Source organism: Frigoribacterium sp. PhB107 (genome assembly GCF_003751515.1).
Taxonomy (GTDB): domain Bacteria; phylum Actinomycetota; class Actinomycetes; order Actinomycetales; family Microbacteriaceae; genus Frigoribacterium.
Genome location: NZ_RJKU01000001.1, coordinates 756,715 through 775,584, shown reverse-complemented (window position 1 = coordinate 775,584; position 18,870 = coordinate 756,715). Strand labels below are relative to the sequence as shown.

Genomic DNA, 18,870 nt, shown 5'->3' with positions numbered 1-18,870 from the left:
TCGATGTCACGGCGGGCAGCGGCGCCCGCCGGGGACCAGCTTAACAACGTCCGCCTGGCCGCGTCCCGACGACCCGCAGGGATTACCGTTGACCCATGAGGTTCTACGAGACGACGCCGACCCACGACCTGACGTACTCCGACGTGTTCCTGGTGCCCAGCCGCTCGTCGGTGACGAGCAGGCTCGACGTCTCGCTGGCGCCGGGAGACGGCACGGGCGCCACCGTCCCGATCGTCTCGGCGAACATGAACTCCGTCACCGGCCCCCGCCTCGCGGCCACCCTCGCCCGGCGCGGCGGCCTCGGGGTCCTGCCGCAGGACATGCCGCTCCAGGAGCTGGACGCGGCCATCCGCTGGGTCAAGTCGCAGCCCGTCGAGTGGGACACCCCCTGGTCGCTCGACCCGGGGGAGACCGTCGCCACGGCCCTCACCCGCGTGCCCGCCGTCGAGGGGCACGGCATCGTGCTCCACGACGCCGACGGCGGGTTCCTCGGCTGCATCGCCGCTTCCCGGCTGGCCACCGCACCGCGCGACGCCGTGCTGGGCGACCTGCTGCACGGCGCGCTCACCTCGCTCGACGCGGACGACGTCGACTCGCCCCGGGCCGCCTTCGACCGCATGGTCGCCGCCGAGATCGACTTCGCGCCCGTGCTGCGACACGGGCAGGTCGTCGGCACGGTGAGCCGCAAGAGCGCGCTCCGGTCGACGATCTACCAGCCGGCACTCGACCGCGACGGCCGCCTCCGGGTCGCCGCTGCCGTCGGCATCAACGGCGACGTCGAGCAGAAGGCCCGCGCGCTCGCCGCCGCCGGCGTCGACGTGCTCGTGCTCGACACCGCGCACGGCGACCAGGACGGCATGGTCGCCGCGGTGAAGCAGGTGGCGGCCGCGGGGCTCGGCCTGCCGATCGTCGCCGGCAACGTCGTCACCGAGGAGGCGGTGCGCCACCTCGTGGGCGCGGGCGCGGACGTGATCAAGGTCGGCGTCGGCCCCGGGGCGATGTGCACCACCCGGATGATGACCGCCGTGGGCCGCCCCCAGTTCTCCGCCGTGCTCGAGACGGCGGCGACCGCCCGGTCGCTCGGCGCGCACGTCTGGGCCGACGGAGGCGTCCGCTACCCGCGCGACGTCGCCCTCGCCCTCGCCGCCGGCGCGTCGTCGGTGATGATCGGCTCCTGGTTCGCCGGCACGGTGGAGGCGCCCGGCGAGCTGGCGACCGACGAGCGCGGCCTCTACAAGGAGAGCTGGGGCATGGCGTCGACGAAGGCCGTCCAGGGCCGATTCGGCCGGCTCGACCCCTTCGAGCTCGCCCGCAAGACGCTCTTCGCCGAGGGCATCTCGTCGTCGCGGATCTACCTCGATCCGCTGCGGCCGGGCGTCGAGGACCTGCTCGACATGATCACCTCCGGCGTGCGCAGCTCGTTCACCTACGCGGGTGCGCGCACCCTGCCCGAGTTCGCCGAGCGGGCGCTCGTGGGCATCCAGTCGGCGGCGGGCTACGAGGAGGGCAAGGCGCTCCCCGTCAGCTGGTGACGAGGCTCCTCGCCTGATGACGAGCAGATGGGGCCGACCGGTGACGGACGGGGCGTGCAGCGGCTAAGATTCCCTCTCTATGGATGACCCTCCGTCTCAGCCCGCTGCACCCTCCCACCATCCCGTGACTGAGGGCGGTGCTCCGTCGTTGTGAACGAGTGGATCCTGCTCGCGATCGGCATCGTCCTCACGATCGGCACCGGCCTCTTCGTCGCCAGCGAGTTCTCGTTGGTCAACCTCGACCGCTCCGACCTCGAAGCCCGTCAGGCCAAGGGCGAGAAGGGGCTCGCGCCGACCATCGGTGCCCTCCGCATCACGTCGACCCACCTCTCCAGCGCCCAGCTCGGCATCACGCTGACGACGCTGTTGACCGGCTACACGATGGAGCCGGCGATCTCCCGGCTGCTCGCGCCGCCCCTCCTCGGGGTCGGCCTGCCCGAGCCCGTGGTCACGGTCGCGGGGCCGGTCGTTGCGATCGTCGTCGCGACCCTGCTCTCGATGATCGTCGGCGAGCTCGTGCCCAAGAACTTCGCGCTGGCTCTGCCGCTGCGGACGGCGAAGCTCGTCATCCCGTTCCAGGTCGGATTCACGACGGTGTTCCGTCCCGCCGTCGCCCTGCTCAACAACACGGCTAACGCGATCCTGCGGGGTGTCGGGATCGAGCCCAAGGAAGAGCTGTCCGGCGCGCGCACCGCCGAGGAGCTCTCGTCGCTCGTGCGCCGCTCGGCCTTCGAGGGCAGCCTCGACCTCGACACGGCGACCCTGCTGGCGCGCACCCTGGCGTTCAGCGACCACACGGCCTCCGACGTCATGACGCCGCGGCCGCGCCTCTCGACCGTCACGCGCACCGACTCGGCCGAGACCGTGCTGCAGCTGGCCCGGCGTACCGGCCTGTCGCGGTTCCCGGTGACCGACGACGGCATCGACGACGTGGTCGGCCTCGTCCACGTCAAGCAGGCCGTGTCCGTGCCGCGGGAGAAGCGGGCCGACGTGCCCGTCTCGGCGCTGCTCACCGACGCCGTGCGCGTCCCCGAGACCATGACGCTCGACAACCTGCTCGGCGAGGTCCGCGGCCGCGGCTACCAGATGGCCGTCGTCGTCGACGAGTACGGCGGCACGGCCGGCGTCGTCACCCTGGAGGACCTCATCGAGGAGCTCGTCGGCGAGGTGTCGGACGAGCACGACCGCAGCCGCGTCGACGTCGTCCGCTCGCGAAACTGGCTCACGTTCCCCGGGCTGCTGCGCCCCGACGAGCTGCTCGAGCGCGCGTCGGTCTCGGTGCCGGAGGACGGCCCCTGGGAGACCGTCGGCGGCTGGGTGATGAGCGAGCTCGGACGCCTGCCCGTCGTCGGCGACGTCGTCGAGTCCGAGGCGGGCACGTTCCGCGTCGAGCGGCTCGACGGACGGCGCATCGACCGGATCAGGTTCACGCCGACGCCCGAGGACGAGGTCGTCGACCAGCCCGAGCGCGGTGGCCGCGCCGAGCGCGCGAGCCGGGCCGAGCGCGCCGGCAGGTCGGACGCCCCGGCGTCGATGCGCGGCGTCGACGCCCGTCAGAAGGAGTCGGCCCGATGAGCGACTGGTGGGGCATCGTCTGGCTCGTGCTGCTGCTGATGGGCAACGCGTTCTTCGTGGCGGCGGAGTTCGCCGTGATCTCGGCGCGCCGGTCGCAGATCGAGCCCAAGGCCGAGGCCGGCAGCAGGGCGGCCAAGACCACCCTCTGGGCCATGGAGCACGCGACGATGATGCTGGCGACGACCCAGCTCGGCATCACGATCTGCTCGCTGCTCATCCTGAACGTCTCCGAGCCCTCCATCCACCACCTCCTCGAGGGCCCGCTCGGCCTGACCGGGCTCAGCGAGCAGCTGGTGAGCGTCGTCGGGTTCGTCATCACGCTGCTGCTGGTGTCGTTCCTGCACGTCGTGCTCGGCGAGATGGTGCCGAAGAACATCTCGTTCTCGCTGCCGGACAAGGCGGCGCTGCTGCTCGCGCCGCCGCTGGTGGCCGTGGCGCGCCTCCTGCACGTCGTCGTGGTGTCGCTCAACTGGTCGGCGAACGCCGTCCTGCGGGCGTTCCGCGTCGAGCCGAAGGACGAGGCCGCCAGCGCGTACACCGTCGACGAGGTGGCCACGATCGTGGCGCAGTCGCAGCGTGAAGGGACCCTGCGCGACGGCAGCGGCACGCTCCAGGCCGCGTTCGAGTTCACCGAGAAGACGGTCGACGACGTGGCCGTGCCGATGTCGGGCCTCGTCACCCTGCCCGAGGACGCCACCCCGGGCGACGTCGAGCGGGCCGTCGCGCAGAACGGCTTCTCGCGGTACGTGCTGGTCGACGACGCCGGCGAGCCGACGGGGTACCTGCACCTCAAGGACGTCATCGACCTCGACGAGGACGAGTTCGGCGACCCGGTGCCGCCGAAGCGCATCCGCCAGCTGATCTCGATCTACCAGGGCACCGACCTCGAGGACGCCCTCGCGACGATGCGCCGGAGCGGCGTGCACGTCGCCCGGTCGTTCGACGAGCGGGGCGACACCCAGGGCGTCCTGTTCCTCGAGGACATCCTGGAGGAGCTGATCGGCGAGGTGCAGGACGCGACCAGGCGGTCGTAGGTCGGACCGGACGACGACGGCCGCGCCGCCCCTCGGGGTCGGCGCGGCCGTCGTCGTGTGGGCCGGTCGGGCCCCTCAGGGCCTAGGAGGCACGGAACGGCGCCCGGAGGTACTGCTCGGGCCAGTAGTCGAGCTCGACGCCCAGCTCGGCCGCGGCGCGCAGCGGGAAGTGCGGGTCGCGGAGGAACTCGCGGGCCATCAGCACGACGTCCGCCCGGCCCTCGGCCACGACGGCCTGCGCCTGCCGGGCCGACACGATGAGGCCGACGGCCCCGGTCTCGACCTCGGCCGTCTCGCGCACGTGCTGCGCGAACGGCACCTGGTAGCCGAGGCCCACCGGGATCGTCACCCCGGCGACGAGCCCGCCGGTCGAGATGTCGAACAGGTCGGCGCCGGCGTCGCGCGACCAGGCGGCGACGGTGGCCGTCTCGTGCTCGTCCCAGCCGCCCTCGGCCCAGTCCGTGGCGGAGAAGCGGACGAGCAGCGGCAGGTCGTCGCCGACCTCGGCCCGCACGGCGCGGACGACGTCGACGAGGAGGCGCGCACGGTTCTCGAGGGAGCCCCCGTACTCGTCGGTGCGCTCGTTGCTGAGCGGCGAGAGGAACTGGTGCAGCAGGTAGCCGTGGGCGGCGTGCAGCTCGATCAGCCCGAAGCCGGCCTCGACCGAGCGGCGGGCCGCGGCGCGGAACGCCTCCACGAGCCCGACGACCTCGTCGCGGGTCAGCTCGCGCGGCGCGGCGTAGCCCTCGAAGGCGACCGCGGACGGCGCGACGGTCGGCCAGCCGCCCTCGGCCTCGGGGACGGAGCCCTGGGTCTCGCTCCAGGGGCGGAACGTGGACGCCTTGCGCCCGGCGTGCGCGAGCTGGATGCCGGGCACCGAGCCCTGCGAGCGGACGAACGCGGTGATCGGCTTCAGGGCCTCGACCTGGTCGTCGTTCCAGATGCCCAGGTCCTGCGGCGAGATGCGGCCGTCGGGGGTGACCGACGCGGCTTCCGAGATGACGGCGCCCGCGCCTCCTCGGGCCAGCGAGCCGAGGTGCACGAGGTGCCAGTCGGTGGCGACGCCGTCCTGCTCCTCGGCCGAGTACTGGCACATGGGCGCGACCCAGAGCCGGTTGCGGAACGTCTGGCCGCGCAGCGTGACGGCGTCGAAGAGGCCGACGGGGGAGTCGCCCTGCGTCGAGGCGGGAGAGGTGTCGGAGGTGGGGGAGGGTGCAGCGTCCGTCTGGGTCACGAGAGCGGTCATCGCCTTTCGGTGGGGAGGCCCGCGAGCCCCTCGACGAACAGTCGGAGCGGCTCGGGGCCGGTGAACAGGTGCCCGGTGATGCCGAGGGCCTGGGCGGCCTCGACGTTGTCGGGCCTGTTGTCGATGAACACCGTGTCGGCTGCGGTTGTTCCGAGCTCGGCGAGCACGTGCCGGAAGATCGAGGCCGACGGCTTCAGGTCGTCGAGCTCGGCGCTGACGAAGACCTGCTCGAACAGGTCGCCGAGGGGCGAGTGGCGGAACGGCGAGGCGAAGTCCTGGCCGGCGTTCGAGAGGATCGCGAGGCGCGTTCCGCCGTCGGCGAGGTCGGCGATCACGTCGAGGGTGCCGGGCTCGGGCACGAACCACGACGGGAAGTCGGCGGCCCACAGCTCGTGGACGCGGGTGCGCGACCAGTCGGCGCCGGTGTCGGCCTCGACGGCGCGCCAGTAGGCGGTGGCCGTGAGGCGGCCGTGGTCGAGGGCGTGCCGGTGGGCACCGTAGCTGGGCCAGAGAGCGGCGGGCTCGACACCGGCGAGTTCCTCGATGCGCCGACGCGATGCGTCGTCGGGGAACCGGGAGATCACCTCGCCGTAGTCGAAGACGACGGTGCGGCCGGGGATCGAGATGCTCATCCTCCCACCGTATCGGCGGCCCCAGGCGTCTCGGCTCGGCCGGGGCTCTGGACGCCGGCGCCGCGAGCCCGACTAGCGTCGGGGCGTGACCACCGACCCGCACACCGCCTCCCGCCCTGCCGCCTGGACCGCCGCCGACGCCGCTGACTGGATCGCCGTCCCCGCGGTCGACGACGACAAGTACAGCCGTGGCGTGCTCGGCGTCGTGACCGGCTCGACCGCGTACCCGGGGGCAGCCGTCCTCGGCGTGGAGGCGGCGCTGCACACCGGCGTCGGCATGCTCCGCTACCTCGGCCCGGCGCGCGCCTCGGACTTCGTGCTGCACCGACGGCCGGAGGCCGTGACGAGCCCCGGCCGGGTGCAGGCGTGGCTGCTCGGCTCGGGGGTGGACCCCGACCACCTCGACGACGAGACCGCGGAGGGCTTCGAGACGGCCGCCTCCTCGGGGCTGCCCCTCGTGCTCGACGCGGGTGCGTTGTCGCTGCGCGAGCGGGCGACGGGGCCGGTCGTGCTGACGCCGCACTTCCGCGAGCTGGCGCGGGCGTCCGGGCGGTCCGTCGACGACGTGGCGGCCGACCCGGGAGAGGCCGCGGCACGGGCGGCGGGGGAGTGGGGCTGCACCGTCCTGGTGAAGGGCCACCGCACGCACGTCGCCTCGCCCGGCGGCACCCGGCTCATGGCGGAGAGCGCACCGACCTGGCTCGCGACGGCCGGTGCGGGCGACGCGCTCGGCGGCGTGCTGGGCGCGCTCGTCGCCACCCACTCGGACGAGGCACTCGCCCAGGAGGACGCCCTCGCCCGTCTCGCGGCCACCGCCGCGGTCGTGCACGGCCTGGCCGCCGAGCGCGCGAGCGCCGGAGGCCCGCTCACGGTCCTCGGCCTCGTGGACGCGCTCCCGGCGACGATCGCCGCGCTGCTGCGCTGATCGAGATGACGTTCCGGGGCAGTCCGCCTCGGCGAGATGCCCCGGCGGCGTCACGTCGGCCGGTCGTCTAGGAGGCGGGGGTCGCCGACACGAGGAACTCGACCGTCCCCGAGTCCTCGACCTGGACGAAGCCGAAGCTCGGCGCCTCGACGCCGTAGTCGCTGAAGGTCACCGGCACCGATCCGCTGATCTGCACCCCGTCGCCCGAGAGTGCGGCCTGCAGCGAGACGGTGACGCTCTGGGTGACGCCGTGCATCGTGAGGTCGCCCGTCGCCTCGACGGTCTCGACGTCGCCGTCGGCGGGGACGCCGGCGTCGATGGGCTGGGTCAGCACGAAGGTCGCGGTCGGGTAGGTCGAGGCCTCCATGGCGTCGTCGCGGAAGTAGCCGTCGCGGTTGCCGCTGTCCGTGGCGATGCTCGCGACGTCGACGTCGATCGTGGCGGCCGTGACCGAGTCGCCCTCGACCGTGACGGTGCCGGTGACCTGGTCGGTCGTGCCGACGACGGTGACGTCGGTGCCGTTCAGCACCTCGTCCACGCGGTAGCCCGCGGTGCTGCCGTCGCCCACGGTCCAGGCGCCGCTGAGGTCGCTCGTGTCGATGGTCGTCGCGCCGGGCGTCACCGAGACGGTGGGGGCGGCCTCGGGCTCGCCGACGATCACGTCGCGGTAGAAAGCGGGGCCGGCGACCGCGGCGGTGACGCCGAGGCCCACCACCACGACCGCTGCGACTCCGAGGACGATTCCGGTCTTCTTCTGCATGGTGTGTCTCCTGGGGTCGGCTCGGGTGCTGCTCGGGCTGGTCGGCACGGAGGAGGCGCCTGCCCAGGATGATGACGCGTCACCCTAGGACGGCGCTGGGAAGGTGCAGGCACGGCAACCGCCTCTCGACCAGGGTGAACGCGAGCATCGTTCATCTCGATTCGGTAACGACGCCTCCCCGCTCTGGCGCGCGCCTCCTCACGGCTATATGTTCCGAGAGCCAACAAATAGCCGACGCACCCTCGTCGGCCTCGAGCACTACAGCGAAGTACAGCTCGATCTGGACCGGTTCGACGACGAACCACGGCCACGACGCTCCCCACGCACCCGGAGGGAGCCGCGACCCGTCGCCCGGGCAGATCCCATCGGAAGGATCCGCACCATGACCACAGCACGCACGCTCTCCGTGGCGGCCCTGACGCTCGGCCTCGTGGCCGGCCTCGCGGCTTGCGCACCCGCCGGCTCCTCGGGCGGCTCCTCCGGCGGCGGGGACGACGCCGCCGGCACCGACTGCAACGTCGGCATCAGCATGCCGACGCGCAGCCTCGAGCGCTGGATCAACGACGGCGAGGGCCTCAAGGAGAAGCTCGAGGGCGACGACTGCACCGTCGACCTGCAGTACGCCGACAACAAGACCGACCAGCAGATCAGCCAGATCCAGAACCAGGTCGCGGGAGGCGCGAAGATCCTCGTCGTCGCCGCGATCGACGGGCAGACCCTCGGCCCCGTGCTCGAGGACGCCGCCTCGCAGGACGTCACCGTCATCGCCTACGACCGCCTCATCAACGGGACGGAGGCGGTCGACTACTACGCGACGTTCGACAACTACAAGGTCGGCCAGCTCCAGGGCCAGTACATCGAGGACCAGCTCGGCCTCGCCGACGGCGAGAAGGGCCCGTTCACGATGGAGCCCTTCGCGGGCAGCCCGGACGACAACAACGCCGGCTTCTTCTTCGCCGGCGCGTGGGACGTCCTGCAGCCCTACGTCGAGAGCGGCGTGCTGACCGTGCCGAGCGGCAAGGCACCGGCCGACGACGACGGCTGGAAGGCCATCGGCATCCTCGGCTGGGGCTCGGACGACGCCCAGGCCGAGATGGACAACCGCCTCCAGTCGTTCTACACGGGCGGCGACAAGGTCGACGTCGTGCTCTCGCCGAACGACAGCCTCGCGCTCGGCATCGAGGCCAGCCTCGACGCGGCCGGCTACCAGGCGGGCACCGACTGGCCGATCATCACCGGCCAGGACGCCGACGTCGCGAACGTCAAGGCGATCCTCGCCGACCAGCAGTCGATGACGGTCTGGAAGGACACGCGTGAGCTCGGCACCCAGGTGCAGGCGATGATCGCCTCGATCGTCGCGGGCGAGGACCCCGAGACGAACGACACCGAGACGTACGACAACGGCGTCAAGGTCGTGCCGGCGTACCTGCTCGACCCGGTGGTCGTCACGAAGGACGACGTGCAGTCCGTCCTCGTCGACTCCGGCTTCGTCGACGCCGGCGACGTGGGTCTCTGACCCCACCACCCGGCAGCCGGCGGCGGTCCCCACGGGCCGCCGCCGGCTCCCTCACCCCTGAACGGAACGAGGACCACATGGACGACGTCATCCTCCAGATGACCGACATCGTCAAGGAGTTCAGCGGCGTCCGCGCGCTCGACGGAGTCTCCGTCAGCGTGCGGCGCGGCGAGGTGCACGCGATCTGCGGCGAGAACGGCGCGGGCAAGTCGACGCTGATGAAGGTGCTCTCGGGCGTCTGGCCGCACGGCAGCTTCGGCGGCGTGATCGAGCTCGACGGCCGGCCCGTCCGCTACTCGTCGATCAACGACAGCGAGCGCGACGGAGTGGTGATCATCCACCAGGAGCTCGCGCTCAGCCCGTTCCTCTCGATCGCCGAGAACATCTTCCTCGGCAACGAGGTGCAGCGCGGCGGCGTCATCGACTGGAACCGCACCAACCTGGAGGCGGCGGCCCTGCTGCAGAGGGTCGGCCTCGCCGAGAGCCCCGTCACCAAGGTGCTCGAGCTCGGCGTCGGCAAGCAGCAGCTCGTCGAGATCGCGAAGGCGCTCTCGAAGGAGGTGAAGCTGCTGATCCTGGACGAGCCCACGGCCGCGCTGAACGACGACGACTCGGCGCACCTGCTGGGCCTGATCGACCAGCTGCGCGACCAGGGCATCACGGCGATCATCATCAGCCACAAGCTCGGCGAGATCCGGGCGATCGCCGACACGGTCACGGTCATCCGGGACGGGAAGACCATCGAGGCGTTCGCGGTCGAGGACACGCCGGAGATCGAGACGCGCATCATCCGCGCCATGGTCGGCCGTCCGCTCGACAGCCAGTTCCCGCCGCGGGTGCCCGACATCGGAGCCGAGAAGCTGCGCGTCGAGAACTGGACCGTGCACCACCCGGTCGACGCCGACCGCGTGGTCGTCGACGACGCCTCCTTCACCGTGCGGGCCGGCGAGATCGTCGGCTTCGCGGGCCTGATGGGGGCAGGGCGCACCGAGCTCGCGATGAGCCTCTTCGGGCGCTCGTACGGCAGCGACATCTCGGGCCGCGTCTACAAGGACGGCGTCGAGATCCAGACCCGCACGGTCGGCGAGGCGATCAAGAACGGCATCGCCTACGTCACCGAGGACAGGAAGCGCTACGGCCTGAACCTGATCGGCAGCATCACGGTCAACGTGTCGGCGGCCGCGCTCGGCAAGCTCGCCCGGCTCGGCGTCATCGACCGCAACCGCGAGTACGCCGTGGCGGACGACTACCGCCGGCAGATGAACATCAAGACCCCGTCGGTCTCGTCGGTCGTGGGCAACCTCTCCGGCGGCAACCAGCAGAAGGTCGTCCTCAGCAAGTGGATCTACTCGGGCCCCGACGTGCTGATCCTCGACGAGCCCACCCGGGGCATCGACGTCGGGGCGAAGTACGAGATCTACGGGATCATCGCCGAGATGGCGGCCCAGGGGAAGGCGGTCGTCGTCATCTCGAGCGAGCTGCCCGAGCTGATCGGCCTCTCGGACCGCATCTACACCATCGCGGAGGGGCGGCTCACGGCCGAGCTCTCGCGCGCCGACGCCAGCCAGGAAGAGCTGATGCGCCACATGACCGCGACCAGGAACCTAGGAGCAGAAGCCTCGTGACCACCACCGCACCTCCTCGTCCGTCCGCACCGCCTCCTGCGTCCGGGCCGATGCCGGGCTCCAAGCGCCGCCTGCGCATCGACATGCGGCAGTACGGCATCCTCGCCGCCCTGCTCGTCATCGTGCTGCTGTTCCAGGTGCTGACCGAGGGGCGACTGCTCTACCCCGGCAACGTCAGCAACCTGATCCAGCAGAACGCCTACGTGCTGATCCTCGCGATCGGCATGGTGATCGTCATCATCGCCGGGCACATCGACCTCTCGGTCGGCTCGGTCGTCGCCACGGTGGGCGCGGTCGCTGCGCTGGCCATGAACGACTGGGGGCTGCCCTGGGGCGTCGCCGTCGCGCTGTCGCTGCTCGTCGGCGCGCTGATCGGGGCGTGGCAGGGCTTCTGGATCGCCTTCGTCGGCATCCCGGCGTTCATCGTCACCCTCGCGGGCATGCTCGTGTTCCGCGGCGTGGCCCTCGTGCTGCTCACGGGCGGCACCATCAGCGGGCTGCCGAGGGCGTTCAACTCGATCGGCTCGGGCACGCTGCCGACGACCGGCCAGCCCGACCTGTTCACGCTGGGCATCGGCCTGCTCGCCTCGGCGGGCCTCGTCGCCCAGCAGCTGCGGGCCAGGGCGAACCTGCGGCGCCTCGAGCTGCCCCGCGAGCGGGCGGTCTCGTTCGTGCTCAAGATCGCCATCGCCGTCGCCGCGATCATGTACCTCTGCTACCTGCTGGCTTACAACCGGGGGACGCCGATCATCCTGATCATCCTCGCGACGCTCGTGCTGCTCTACTCGTTCCTGCTGACGCGCACCGTCTTCGGCCGTCACGTGTACGCGATGGGCGGCAACCTCTACGCGGCGATGATGTCGGGCGTGAAGACGAAGTGGGTCACCTTCGGCATCTTCGTCAACATGGGCCTGCTCGCCGGGCTCGCCGGCGTCGTGAGCACCGCCCGCGCCGGCAGCGCCGTCGCGTCGGCGGGGCAGAGCTTCGAGCTCGACGCGATCGCGGCCGTCTTCATCGGCGGTGCCGCGGTCCAGGGAGGCATCGGCACCGTCGTCGGGGCCGTGATCGGCGGTCTCGTGATGGGCGTGCTCAACCAAGGTCTGTCGATCCTCTCGGTGGACGCCGCGTGGCAGCAGGTCATCAAGGGGCTCGTGCTGCTGCTCGCCGTCGCGTTCGACGTGTACAGCAAGCGCCGGCGCCGCTGAGGGCGGACGCGGGGCGCCGGCGGTCCCCAGGAGGGGCGCCGGCGCCTCAGCCCGAGACGCGGGCGAGGAACTCCCTCGCCCGCTCGGTGCGCGGCGACCCGAAGAGCTGGGCCGGCGGCCCCTGCTCGGCGATGCGGCCGGCGTCGAGGAACACCACCCGATCCGCGACGTCGCGGGCGAAGGCCATCTCGTGGGTCGCCATCAGGATGGTGGTCCCCACCTCCTTGAGTGTGCGGACGAGGTCGAGCACCTCGCCCACGAGCTCGGGGTCGAGGGCGCTCGTCACCTCGTCGAGCAGCAGCACGGCGGGCCTCGGGGCGAGGGCCCGCGCGATCGCGACGCGCTGCTGCTGGCCGCCCGACAGGCGGTCGGGGTAGGCGCGGGCCTTGTCGCCGAGCCCGACACGCTCGAGCAGCTCGAGGGCCCGCGCCTCGGCCTCGGCCCGGGGGCGCCGCAGCACGTGTCGGCTGGCCAGCGAGACGTTGTCGAGGACCGTGAGGTGCGGGAACAGGTTGTAGTGCTGGAACACGACGCCGATGCGCGCCCGGACCGCGTCGACCCGGACCCGGGGATCGGTGATGTCCTCGCCGCCGAGCACGATGCGCCCGTCGTCGACCTGCTCGAGCAGGTTCACCGTGCGCAGCAGCGTCGACTTGCCCGAGCCGCTCGCGCCGATCAGGGCGACGACCTCGTCGCGCGCCACGTCGAGGTCGATGCCGTCGAGCACGGTCGTGCCGCCGAATGACTTCCGCACGCCCTCGAGGCGCAGGACGACCTCGGCGGACTGCGCCGCGCCTCCTGCGGTCAGGTCGGCCTGGCCGTGGCCCTTGCTCTGGTCCTGCTCGTTCACACGACGCTCCCGGCCTGTTCGCGCCGACGGAGGCGCGCCGACAGCCAGTCGGTCAGCCAGACCGTCGGCAGGGCCAGCAGCACGAAGAGCAGTCCGGCGAGCACGTAGGGCGTGAAGTTCGCGGCCGTCGCGGTCTCGATCTGGGCGGCGCGCACGGCGTCGACCGCGCCGAGCACCGAGATCAGCCCGACGTCCTTCTGCATCGAGACGACGTCGTTCATCAGGGCCGGCGTGACCTTGCGGATCGCCTGGGGGAACACGACCAGCCGCAGCGTCGCGGCGTGGCTGAGGCCGAGCGAGCGGGCGGCCAGCCGTTGGGACGGGTGCACGGCGTCGAGCCCGGCGCGGATGACCTCGCTGACGTAGGCCGAGTAGGTGAGCACGAGCGCGACCGTGCCCCAGACCTCGGCGGGCAGCCTGGGGATGCCGAGGCCGAGCCCCGGCACGCCGAAGCCGACGAGGTAGAGCACGATGATCAGCGGCAGCCCGCGGAACAGGTCCGTGTAGCCGCGCACGAGGGCTCGCACCGGGAAGAAGACGGGGCCGCGCAGCGTGCGGAGGGCCGAGAGCAGCGTCGCGAGCACGGCGACGCCGACCAGCGCCACGAGGAGCACCCGCACGTTCAGCCAGAGGCCCTCGATCACTCGCGGCCAGGCCGCGACGAGGGTGGGCCCGTCGAAGAAGCTGAAGCGCACCCTGTCCCAGCCGGGCGTGCTCGTGACGGCCCACCATGCCAGGGCCGCGAAGGCGATCGTGCTGACGGCGGCGATCGCGACCGAGCGCCCCGACTGCCGACGTCGGAAAGCGCGCCGGCCGAGCTCGAGGTCGCTGACGGGGTGGTCGTCGACCGCGAGCGCTGAGCGGGCTACGAGAGCTCCGTCACGTCGTAGTCGGCCAGCCACTCCTGCTGCAGCTGGTCGAGGGTGCCGTCGGCGCGCAGGGCGTCGACCGCGTCGGTGACGTCGCCGGTGAGCGCGCTGCCGAGCGGGAGGACGATGCCGAGCTCGTCGCTCGCGCCGTCCTCGGCGGCGAGCTGGCCGAGCACGACGCCGCCCTCGACGAAGTAGGTGGCGGTCGGCACGTCGAGCACGATCGCGTCGACCTGGCCGGCCTCGAGCGCCGCCTTGGCGTCGTCGTTCGAGTTGTAGGCCTGCACGCCGCCCTCGGGGTCGATGACCTTCTCGGCCGCGGTGAAGCTGGTCGTGCCGCTCTGGGCGCCGATGGCGAGGCCCCGCAGGTCGGCGACGCTCGTCGCGCCCTCGGCCGCGCTGCCGGGCAGGGTGACGACGGCCTGGCGCGTCTCGTAGTACGGCGACGAGAAGTCGACGGCCTTCGCGCGCTGCTCGGTGATCGAGAACTGCTGCAGGTTCAGGTCGAACGTCTTGGGGCCCGGTGCGATCGCCTCGTCGAAGGTCGAGCGCACCCAGACGACGTCGTCCTTCGCGTAGCCGAGCTGGTCGGCCACGGCGTACGCGAGCGCGGCCTCGAAGCCCTCGCCGGTGGTCGGGTCGTCGTCCTCGACCCAGGGGCTGTAGGCCGGCTCGCCGGTCGCGACGGTCAGCTTGCCCTCGGTGACGAGGCCGTCGCCGGACCCGCCCGAGCCGGACGTGGGGGCGCAGGCCGACAAGGAGGCGACGGCGGCGACGACGGAGACGGCGGCGGCCGTGAGACGGAGACGGGTGCGGGGCATGAGGGGCAGGATATCCGTCCGCGGTCGCGCGCGGCGGCACCGAGGCGTCGTGTGACGCCGGACGGCTAGCCTTGCCCGCATGACCGTCGCCGCGCCTCCTCGTGCACCCGGCGCGGACGGGGCCTCCCGCCGACTCTCGGCACGCGTCGCGGCTCACCCTGCCGTGCTGTGGTCGGCCTTCGTGCTCGTCCACCTCGTCGTCGGCCACGCGGCGCTCACCGGGCCGAACCAGCCGATGGGCGACGTGTGGAGCGTCTACCGCACCTGGATGCAGCAGGGCGTGGGAGGCGGCGACTGGGTGGGCGTCGACCGGCCGTGGGTCTACCCGCTGCTCGCCGCCGTGCCGATGCTGCTCGCCCGCGTCGGCGGCGACGCCCACTACGGGCAGGCGTGGCTGACGATCGTGCTGCTGCTGGACGCGGGGGCGTTCGCGGTGCTGACCGGGGGGCTGCGTCGCGGGACTCGCGCGCACGGCCACGTCGGGGCGGCCTGGTGGTGGCTGCTGTTCCTGCTCGCGCTCGGGCCGATCGCCGTCGGGCGCATCGACGCGGTCACCGTGCCGTTCGCGATCGTCGGGCTGTTGCTGCTCTCGTCCCGGCCGCTGGCCGCGTCCGTGCTGCTGACGGTCGCCGCGTGGATCAAGGTGTGGCCGGCGGCCCTCGTCGTCGCGGCCGTCGTCGCCCTGCGGGGTCGTGCCCGGCGCGACGTCGTCGTGGGCGCCGTCGCGACGACCGTCACCGTCGTCGCGATCTCGCTCGTGCTCGGCAGCGGGGCCACCGTGCTCGGCTTCGTGGGGGAGCAGGCCGGTCGCGGGCTGCAGGTGGAGTCGCCCACCGCCACCGCGTGGCTCTGGCGGGCCGCCGCCGGGATGCCGGGGGCCTTCGTCTACTACGACCACCAGATCCTCACCTACCAGGTGGAGGGCGACGGGGTGGGCACCGCGGCTCGCCTCACGACCGTGCTGATGGCGCTCGTCGTGCTGCTCGTGCTGCTGCTGGGGCTTCGGGCCGTGAGGCGCGGCGCGTCGGCCGTGCACCTCCTCGCGCCCCTGTCGCTGGCTTTCGTCACGGCCCTCATCGTCACGAACAAGGTCGGTTCGCCGCAGTTCGTCTCCTGGCTCGCGCCGCCGGTGGTGCTCTGGCTCGTGCTCTCCCGCCGCGGGGGGCCGTCGGCCGCTGTGCCCGCCGCGCTGGCCGTGGGGATCGCCGCGCTGACGCAGGTGATCTACCCGTGGGAGTACCAGGCCCTGCTCGGCGTCGAACCCTGGATGCTCGTGCTGATCACGGTGCGGAACCTCGGCGAGGTGGTGCTGTTGGTCGTCGCACTGGTGCAGCTGTGGCGGGCCGGGTCCCGTCGGCCGGCGGCGCGGGCCGAGAGCTCAGCTCAGGCAGCCAGGACGCCGCAGAACCCGACAGATCGACGCGGGGGCGCGTCGCAGCACCCGGATATCCACGTATAGGAGGCTCTCCGGTCGGCATTTCCCGACCGGCGGTACCGTCCGAGGTGTCCACGGGACCGCAGCTGCCGCGGAGCGGGACAGATCTGCTCGCGCGAGGCCCGCAGACTGAGCCGGACCGGCCTCGGACGTGCACATCTGTCTCAGGTCACGGGGGAAGGGCGCAGGGTGCCGTCCCGGCCGCGACGGTGCGAGGATGACCGCATGATCGTCGCCTTCTCCGTCTCTCCCAGCGGCGGCCCGTCCGCCGGATCGCTCGACCCCGAGGCGCACGGCGACTCGGTGCACGAGGCGGTGGCCGCGGCGGTCGCGGTGGTACGCGCGTCCGGGCTGCCGAACTGCACCTCCTCGATGTTCACCGAGATCGAGGGGGAGTGGGACGAGGTCATGGACGTCGTCAAGCGAGCGACGGAGGCGGTGGGCCGGTACGGCACGCGTGTCTCGCTGGTGCTGAAGGCCGACATCCGCCCCGGCCGCACGGGCGAGCTCGACGGCAAGGTCGAGCGGCTCGAGCGGGCGCTGGGCGAGCAGGGCTGAGCCCTCGCTCTTCGTGCCTGCCAGGCGGTAAGATCGTCGCGGAGCTGTCGAATCGATTCGAACGACAGGCTCCTGACGGACGGGCCTCGTGCCCGTCACGCACCAGCCAGCTCGACGGAGAGTCCCTGGATCCCAGCCCGCCCCTCCGACCTCGAAGGCAGCCGCCCGTGATCGTCCTCACCACTCGCCGCAAGACCCTCGCCCTGATCGCCCTCGCGCTCGGCGGGTTCGGCATCGGCTCGACCGAGTTCGTCGCCATGGGCCTGCTGCCGAACATCGCGCAAGATCTACTGCCCGGCCTCTACGCGCAGTCGTCCGACGAGGGCATCGCGCGGGCGGGCTGGCTCGTCAGCGCGTACGCGCTCGGCGTCGTCGTCGGCGCCCCGACCATCGCGGCGATGTCGTCGCACCTGCCGAAGAAGAAGCTGCTGATGGGGCTCCTCGCCCTGTTCGTGGTCGGCACGGTGCTGTCGGCGGTGCTGCCGACGTTCGGCTGGGTGCTCGGGGCGCGGTTCTTCGCGGGCCTGCCGCACGGCGCCTACTTCGGCATCGCCTCCATCGTGGCGGCCACCATCATGGGCCCGGGCAACCGCGGCAAGGGAGTCGCCCTCGTGCTCAGCGGGCTGACCATCGCCAACGTGATCGGGGTTCCGTCGATCACTGCTCTCGGCCAGGCCCAGGGCTGGCGCGTCGCCTACCTCGCCGTCGCCGCGATCTTCGCGCTCACCTTCGTCGCCGTCTGGCTCGCCGTGCCGCGGATGGAGGGCGACTCGTCCGCCTCGATGCGCCGCGAGCTCAGCGCGTTCGGGAAGCCGCAGGTGTGGCTCGTGATGGGCATCGGCGCCATCGGCTTCGGCGGCTTCTTCGCCGTCTACAGCTACATCGCCAACGCGGTGACCGAGGGCACGGGGGTCGACGAGGGCGTCGTGCCGTGGGTGCTCGTCGGGGTCGGCGTGGGCATGACGATCGGCAACGTGATCGGCGGCTGGGCCAGCGACAAGAACCTCAAGGCCGCGCTGACGGTCGGGTTCATCGGGCTGATCACCGCACTCGTGGCGTACGCGTTGCTCGTCGACGGCATCGTGGGCATCTTCGTGACCACGTTCTTCCTCGGGCTCGTCAGCTCGATGATCGGGCCGTCGGTCCAGTCGCGCCTGATGGAGGTCGCAGGCGAGAGCCAGGTGATCGGCGCCGCCCTGAACCACTCGTCGATGAACCTCGGCAACAGCGCGGGCGCCTACCTCGGCGGTGCCGTCATCGCCGCGGGCTTCGGCTTCGCCGCCCCCGGCTGGGTCGGCGTGGCCCTCGCGCTCGTGGGCGTCGTGCTCACCGTGATCAGCTTCCGGCTGCAGAAGTCGGGTGACGCCCGCCAGGCCGCGCTCTGCGCCGCCGCGGCCGACGCAGACCACAAGGAGGACACCGACACGGGGTCCGTCTTCGTGGTTCAGCAGCGCTAGAAGCGCCGCTCGAACGCGTTGTACGCCAAAAGGGACGAGATGCCCGGGGGCCCCCGGTGATCTCGTCCCTTCCCGCGTACCTCGCAAGCGGCGGCACCGGCGCGCAACGCCCGGCCGCGGCCGCCGCCGACCAGCGCTAGAAGCTCGTCTGCGCCGGCATGTCGGTCTGCAGCAGGATGCCGTCCGTGATGGCGCGCTTCCGCAGGGCCACCTTGGTGCCGACGTCGTAGCCGGCCACGCGGTACTTCTCGCGGATGCGCTTGAGATAGCTCTTCGCCGTCTCCTCGCTGATGCCGAGCTGGTAGGCGACGGCCTTGACGGGCTCGCCACCGCCGTAGAGGGCCATGACGCGGCGCTCCTGCGCGCTTAGCTTCGGCACCCCGCCGATCTCGGCGGCGTTGAGCGCGAGGTCGAGCTCGGCCGAGATGTACGACTCGCCCTTGGCGGCGGCCCGGATCGCCTCGACGATCATCTCGGCGTCCTCGCTCTTGACGAGGTAGCCGAGGGCCCCGGCGGCGAGGGCCTCGCGGACGACGTTGGGCTCGGAGTAGGTGCTCATCAGCACCGTCTTCACGCCGGTCGTCTTGAGGGTGTTGATCTTGAGCGAGATCGGGATGTTGTCCTTGAGGTCGAGGTCGAGCAGCACGACGTCGACGGGGAACTCGGGGTGGGTGAGCAGCTCGGGCCAGGACGCGACGGCGGCGACCATCGAGATGTCGCTGGCTGCGCCCCGGATCCACTCGCTCAGGGCGCCGAGGAGCATCTTGTGGTCGTCGACCAGGGCCAGACGGATGCGGTCGTCGGGTGTCGTCACGGGGCGGTCCTTCTTT

The 18,870-nt window shown here is 72.0% G+C and carries 17 protein-coding genes; 10 read left to right on the top strand and 7 right to left on the bottom strand.

The window, feature by feature from the left end; translation table 11 throughout:
* The first annotated feature begins 95 nt into the window (after positions 1-95).
* The 3 genes from EDF18_RS03500 to EDF18_RS03490 all read left to right on the top strand — a co-directional run bounded on the left by EDF18_RS03500 (position 96) and on the right by EDF18_RS03490 (position 4,141).
* Positions 96-1,532: a GuaB1 family IMP dehydrogenase-related protein gene (locus EDF18_RS03500; RefSeq protein WP_123546399.1), complete on the top strand. Its 1,437-nt coding sequence runs from the start codon at positions 96-98 to the stop codon at positions 1,530-1,532.
* Positions 1,533-1,682: 150 nt separating this feature from the next.
* Positions 1,683-3,107 (top strand): hemolysin family protein, encoded by a 1,425-nt coding sequence (locus tag EDF18_RS03495; protein WP_123546398.1) that lies wholly within the window; start codon positions 1,683-1,685, stop codon positions 3,105-3,107.
* Positions 3,104-4,141: a hemolysin family protein gene (locus EDF18_RS03490; RefSeq protein WP_123546397.1), complete on the top strand. Its 1,038-nt coding sequence runs from the start codon at positions 3,104-3,106 to the stop codon at positions 4,139-4,141. Before EDF18_RS03495 ends, EDF18_RS03490 begins: the two co-directional genes overlap by 4 nt.
* An 82-nt stretch (positions 4,142-4,223) precedes the next feature.
* On the opposite strand, the gene EDF18_RS03485 is transcribed toward EDF18_RS03490, so the two are convergent.
* On the bottom strand, positions 4,224-5,387 hold the full coding sequence (locus tag EDF18_RS03485) for an NADH:flavin oxidoreductase/NADH oxidase (protein WP_123546396.1): 1,164 nt from the start codon (positions 5,385-5,387) through the stop codon (positions 4,224-4,226).
* Complete coding sequence (locus EDF18_RS16735) at positions 5,384-6,019, bottom strand: HAD family phosphatase (protein WP_123546395.1); 636 nt, start codon at positions 6,017-6,019, stop codon at positions 5,384-5,386. The genes EDF18_RS03485 and EDF18_RS16735 overlap by 4 nt, the downstream gene beginning before the upstream one ends.
* 85 nt (positions 6,020-6,104) lie before the next feature.
* Here EDF18_RS16735 and EDF18_RS03475 point away from each other — a divergent pair, with 85 nt between their 5' ends.
* Positions 6,105-6,944, top strand: a complete 840-nt coding sequence (locus EDF18_RS03475) for an ADP/ATP-dependent (S)-NAD(P)H-hydrate dehydratase (RefSeq protein ID WP_123546394.1) — start codon at positions 6,105-6,107, stop codon at positions 6,942-6,944.
* A 67-nt stretch (positions 6,945-7,011) separates the two neighbouring features.
* Here the strand turns inward: EDF18_RS03475 and EDF18_RS03470 are convergent, their stop codons facing one another.
* The gene (locus tag EDF18_RS03470) at positions 7,012-7,704 is read right to left on the bottom strand and encodes a YceI family protein (protein WP_123546393.1); all 693 of its coding nucleotides are present in this window, start codon (positions 7,702-7,704) and stop codon (positions 7,012-7,014) included.
* A gap of 382 nt (positions 7,705-8,086) precedes the next feature.
* On the opposite strand from EDF18_RS03470, the gene chvE reads away from it, so the two are divergent.
* The 3 genes from chvE to mmsB all read left to right on the top strand — a co-directional run bounded on the left by chvE (position 8,087) and on the right by mmsB (position 12,050).
* Positions 8,087-9,220 carry a multiple monosaccharide ABC transporter substrate-binding protein gene (gene chvE, locus EDF18_RS03465; RefSeq protein WP_123546392.1) on the top strand — a complete coding sequence of 378 codons (1,134 nt, stop codon included), beginning with the start codon at positions 8,087-8,089 and terminating at the stop codon, positions 9,218-9,220.
* A 77-nt stretch (positions 9,221-9,297) separates the two neighbouring features.
* Entirely contained in the window at positions 9,298-10,845 is a 1,548-nt protein-coding gene (mmsA, locus tag EDF18_RS03460; RefSeq protein ID WP_123546391.1) for a multiple monosaccharide ABC transporter ATP-binding protein, read from the top strand.
* Between the two features lie 50 nt (positions 10,846-10,895).
* Positions 10,896-12,050 (top strand): multiple monosaccharide ABC transporter permease, encoded by a 1,155-nt coding sequence (gene mmsB, locus EDF18_RS03455; protein ID WP_123546390.1) that lies wholly within the window; start codon positions 10,896-10,898, stop codon positions 12,048-12,050.
* Positions 12,051-12,096: 46 nt separating this feature from the next.
* Here the strand turns inward: mmsB and EDF18_RS03450 are convergent, their stop codons facing one another.
* From EDF18_RS03450 to EDF18_RS03440, 3 genes are read right to left on the bottom strand one after another with little or no spacing between them, the layout of a single operon-like run.
* A complete protein-coding gene (locus tag EDF18_RS03450; protein WP_123547266.1) occupies positions 12,097-12,858 on the bottom strand; it encodes an amino acid ABC transporter ATP-binding protein in 762 nt (253 codons plus the stop codon).
* 38 nt (positions 12,859-12,896) lie between these two features.
* Positions 12,897-13,802 carry an amino acid ABC transporter permease gene (locus EDF18_RS03445; protein ID WP_123546389.1) on the bottom strand — a complete coding sequence of 302 codons (906 nt, stop codon included), beginning with the start codon at positions 13,800-13,802 and terminating at the stop codon, positions 12,897-12,899.
* On the bottom strand, positions 13,766-14,590 hold the full coding sequence (locus tag EDF18_RS03440) for an ABC transporter substrate-binding protein (RefSeq protein ID WP_123546388.1): 825 nt from the start codon (positions 14,588-14,590) through the stop codon (positions 13,766-13,768). The genes EDF18_RS03445 and EDF18_RS03440 overlap by 37 nt, the downstream gene beginning before the upstream one ends.
* A gap of 79 nt (positions 14,591-14,669) precedes the next feature.
* Between EDF18_RS03440 and EDF18_RS03435 the strand changes: the two genes are divergently transcribed.
* The 3 genes from EDF18_RS03435 to EDF18_RS03425 all read left to right on the top strand — a co-directional run bounded on the left by EDF18_RS03435 (position 14,670) and on the right by EDF18_RS03425 (position 18,040).
* Entirely contained in the window at positions 14,670-16,049 is a 1,380-nt protein-coding gene (locus tag EDF18_RS03435; protein ID WP_123546387.1) for a glycosyltransferase 87 family protein, read from the top strand.
* Between the two features lie 201 nt (positions 16,050-16,250).
* The gene (locus EDF18_RS03430; protein WP_123546386.1) at positions 16,251-16,583 is read left to right on the top strand and encodes a thiamine-binding protein; all 333 of its coding nucleotides are present in this window, start codon (positions 16,251-16,253) and stop codon (positions 16,581-16,583) included.
* 167 nt (positions 16,584-16,750) lie between these two features.
* On the top strand, positions 16,751-18,040 hold the full coding sequence (locus EDF18_RS03425) for an MFS transporter (RefSeq protein WP_123546385.1): 1,290 nt from the start codon (positions 16,751-16,753) through the stop codon (positions 18,038-18,040).
* Between the two features lie 136 nt (positions 18,041-18,176).
* Here EDF18_RS03425 and EDF18_RS03420 read toward each other — a convergent pair whose 3' ends face one another.
* A complete protein-coding gene (locus EDF18_RS03420) occupies positions 18,177-18,854 on the bottom strand; it encodes a response regulator transcription factor (protein ID WP_123546384.1) in 678 nt (225 codons plus the stop codon).
* Positions 18,855-18,870: the final 16 nt, after the last annotated feature.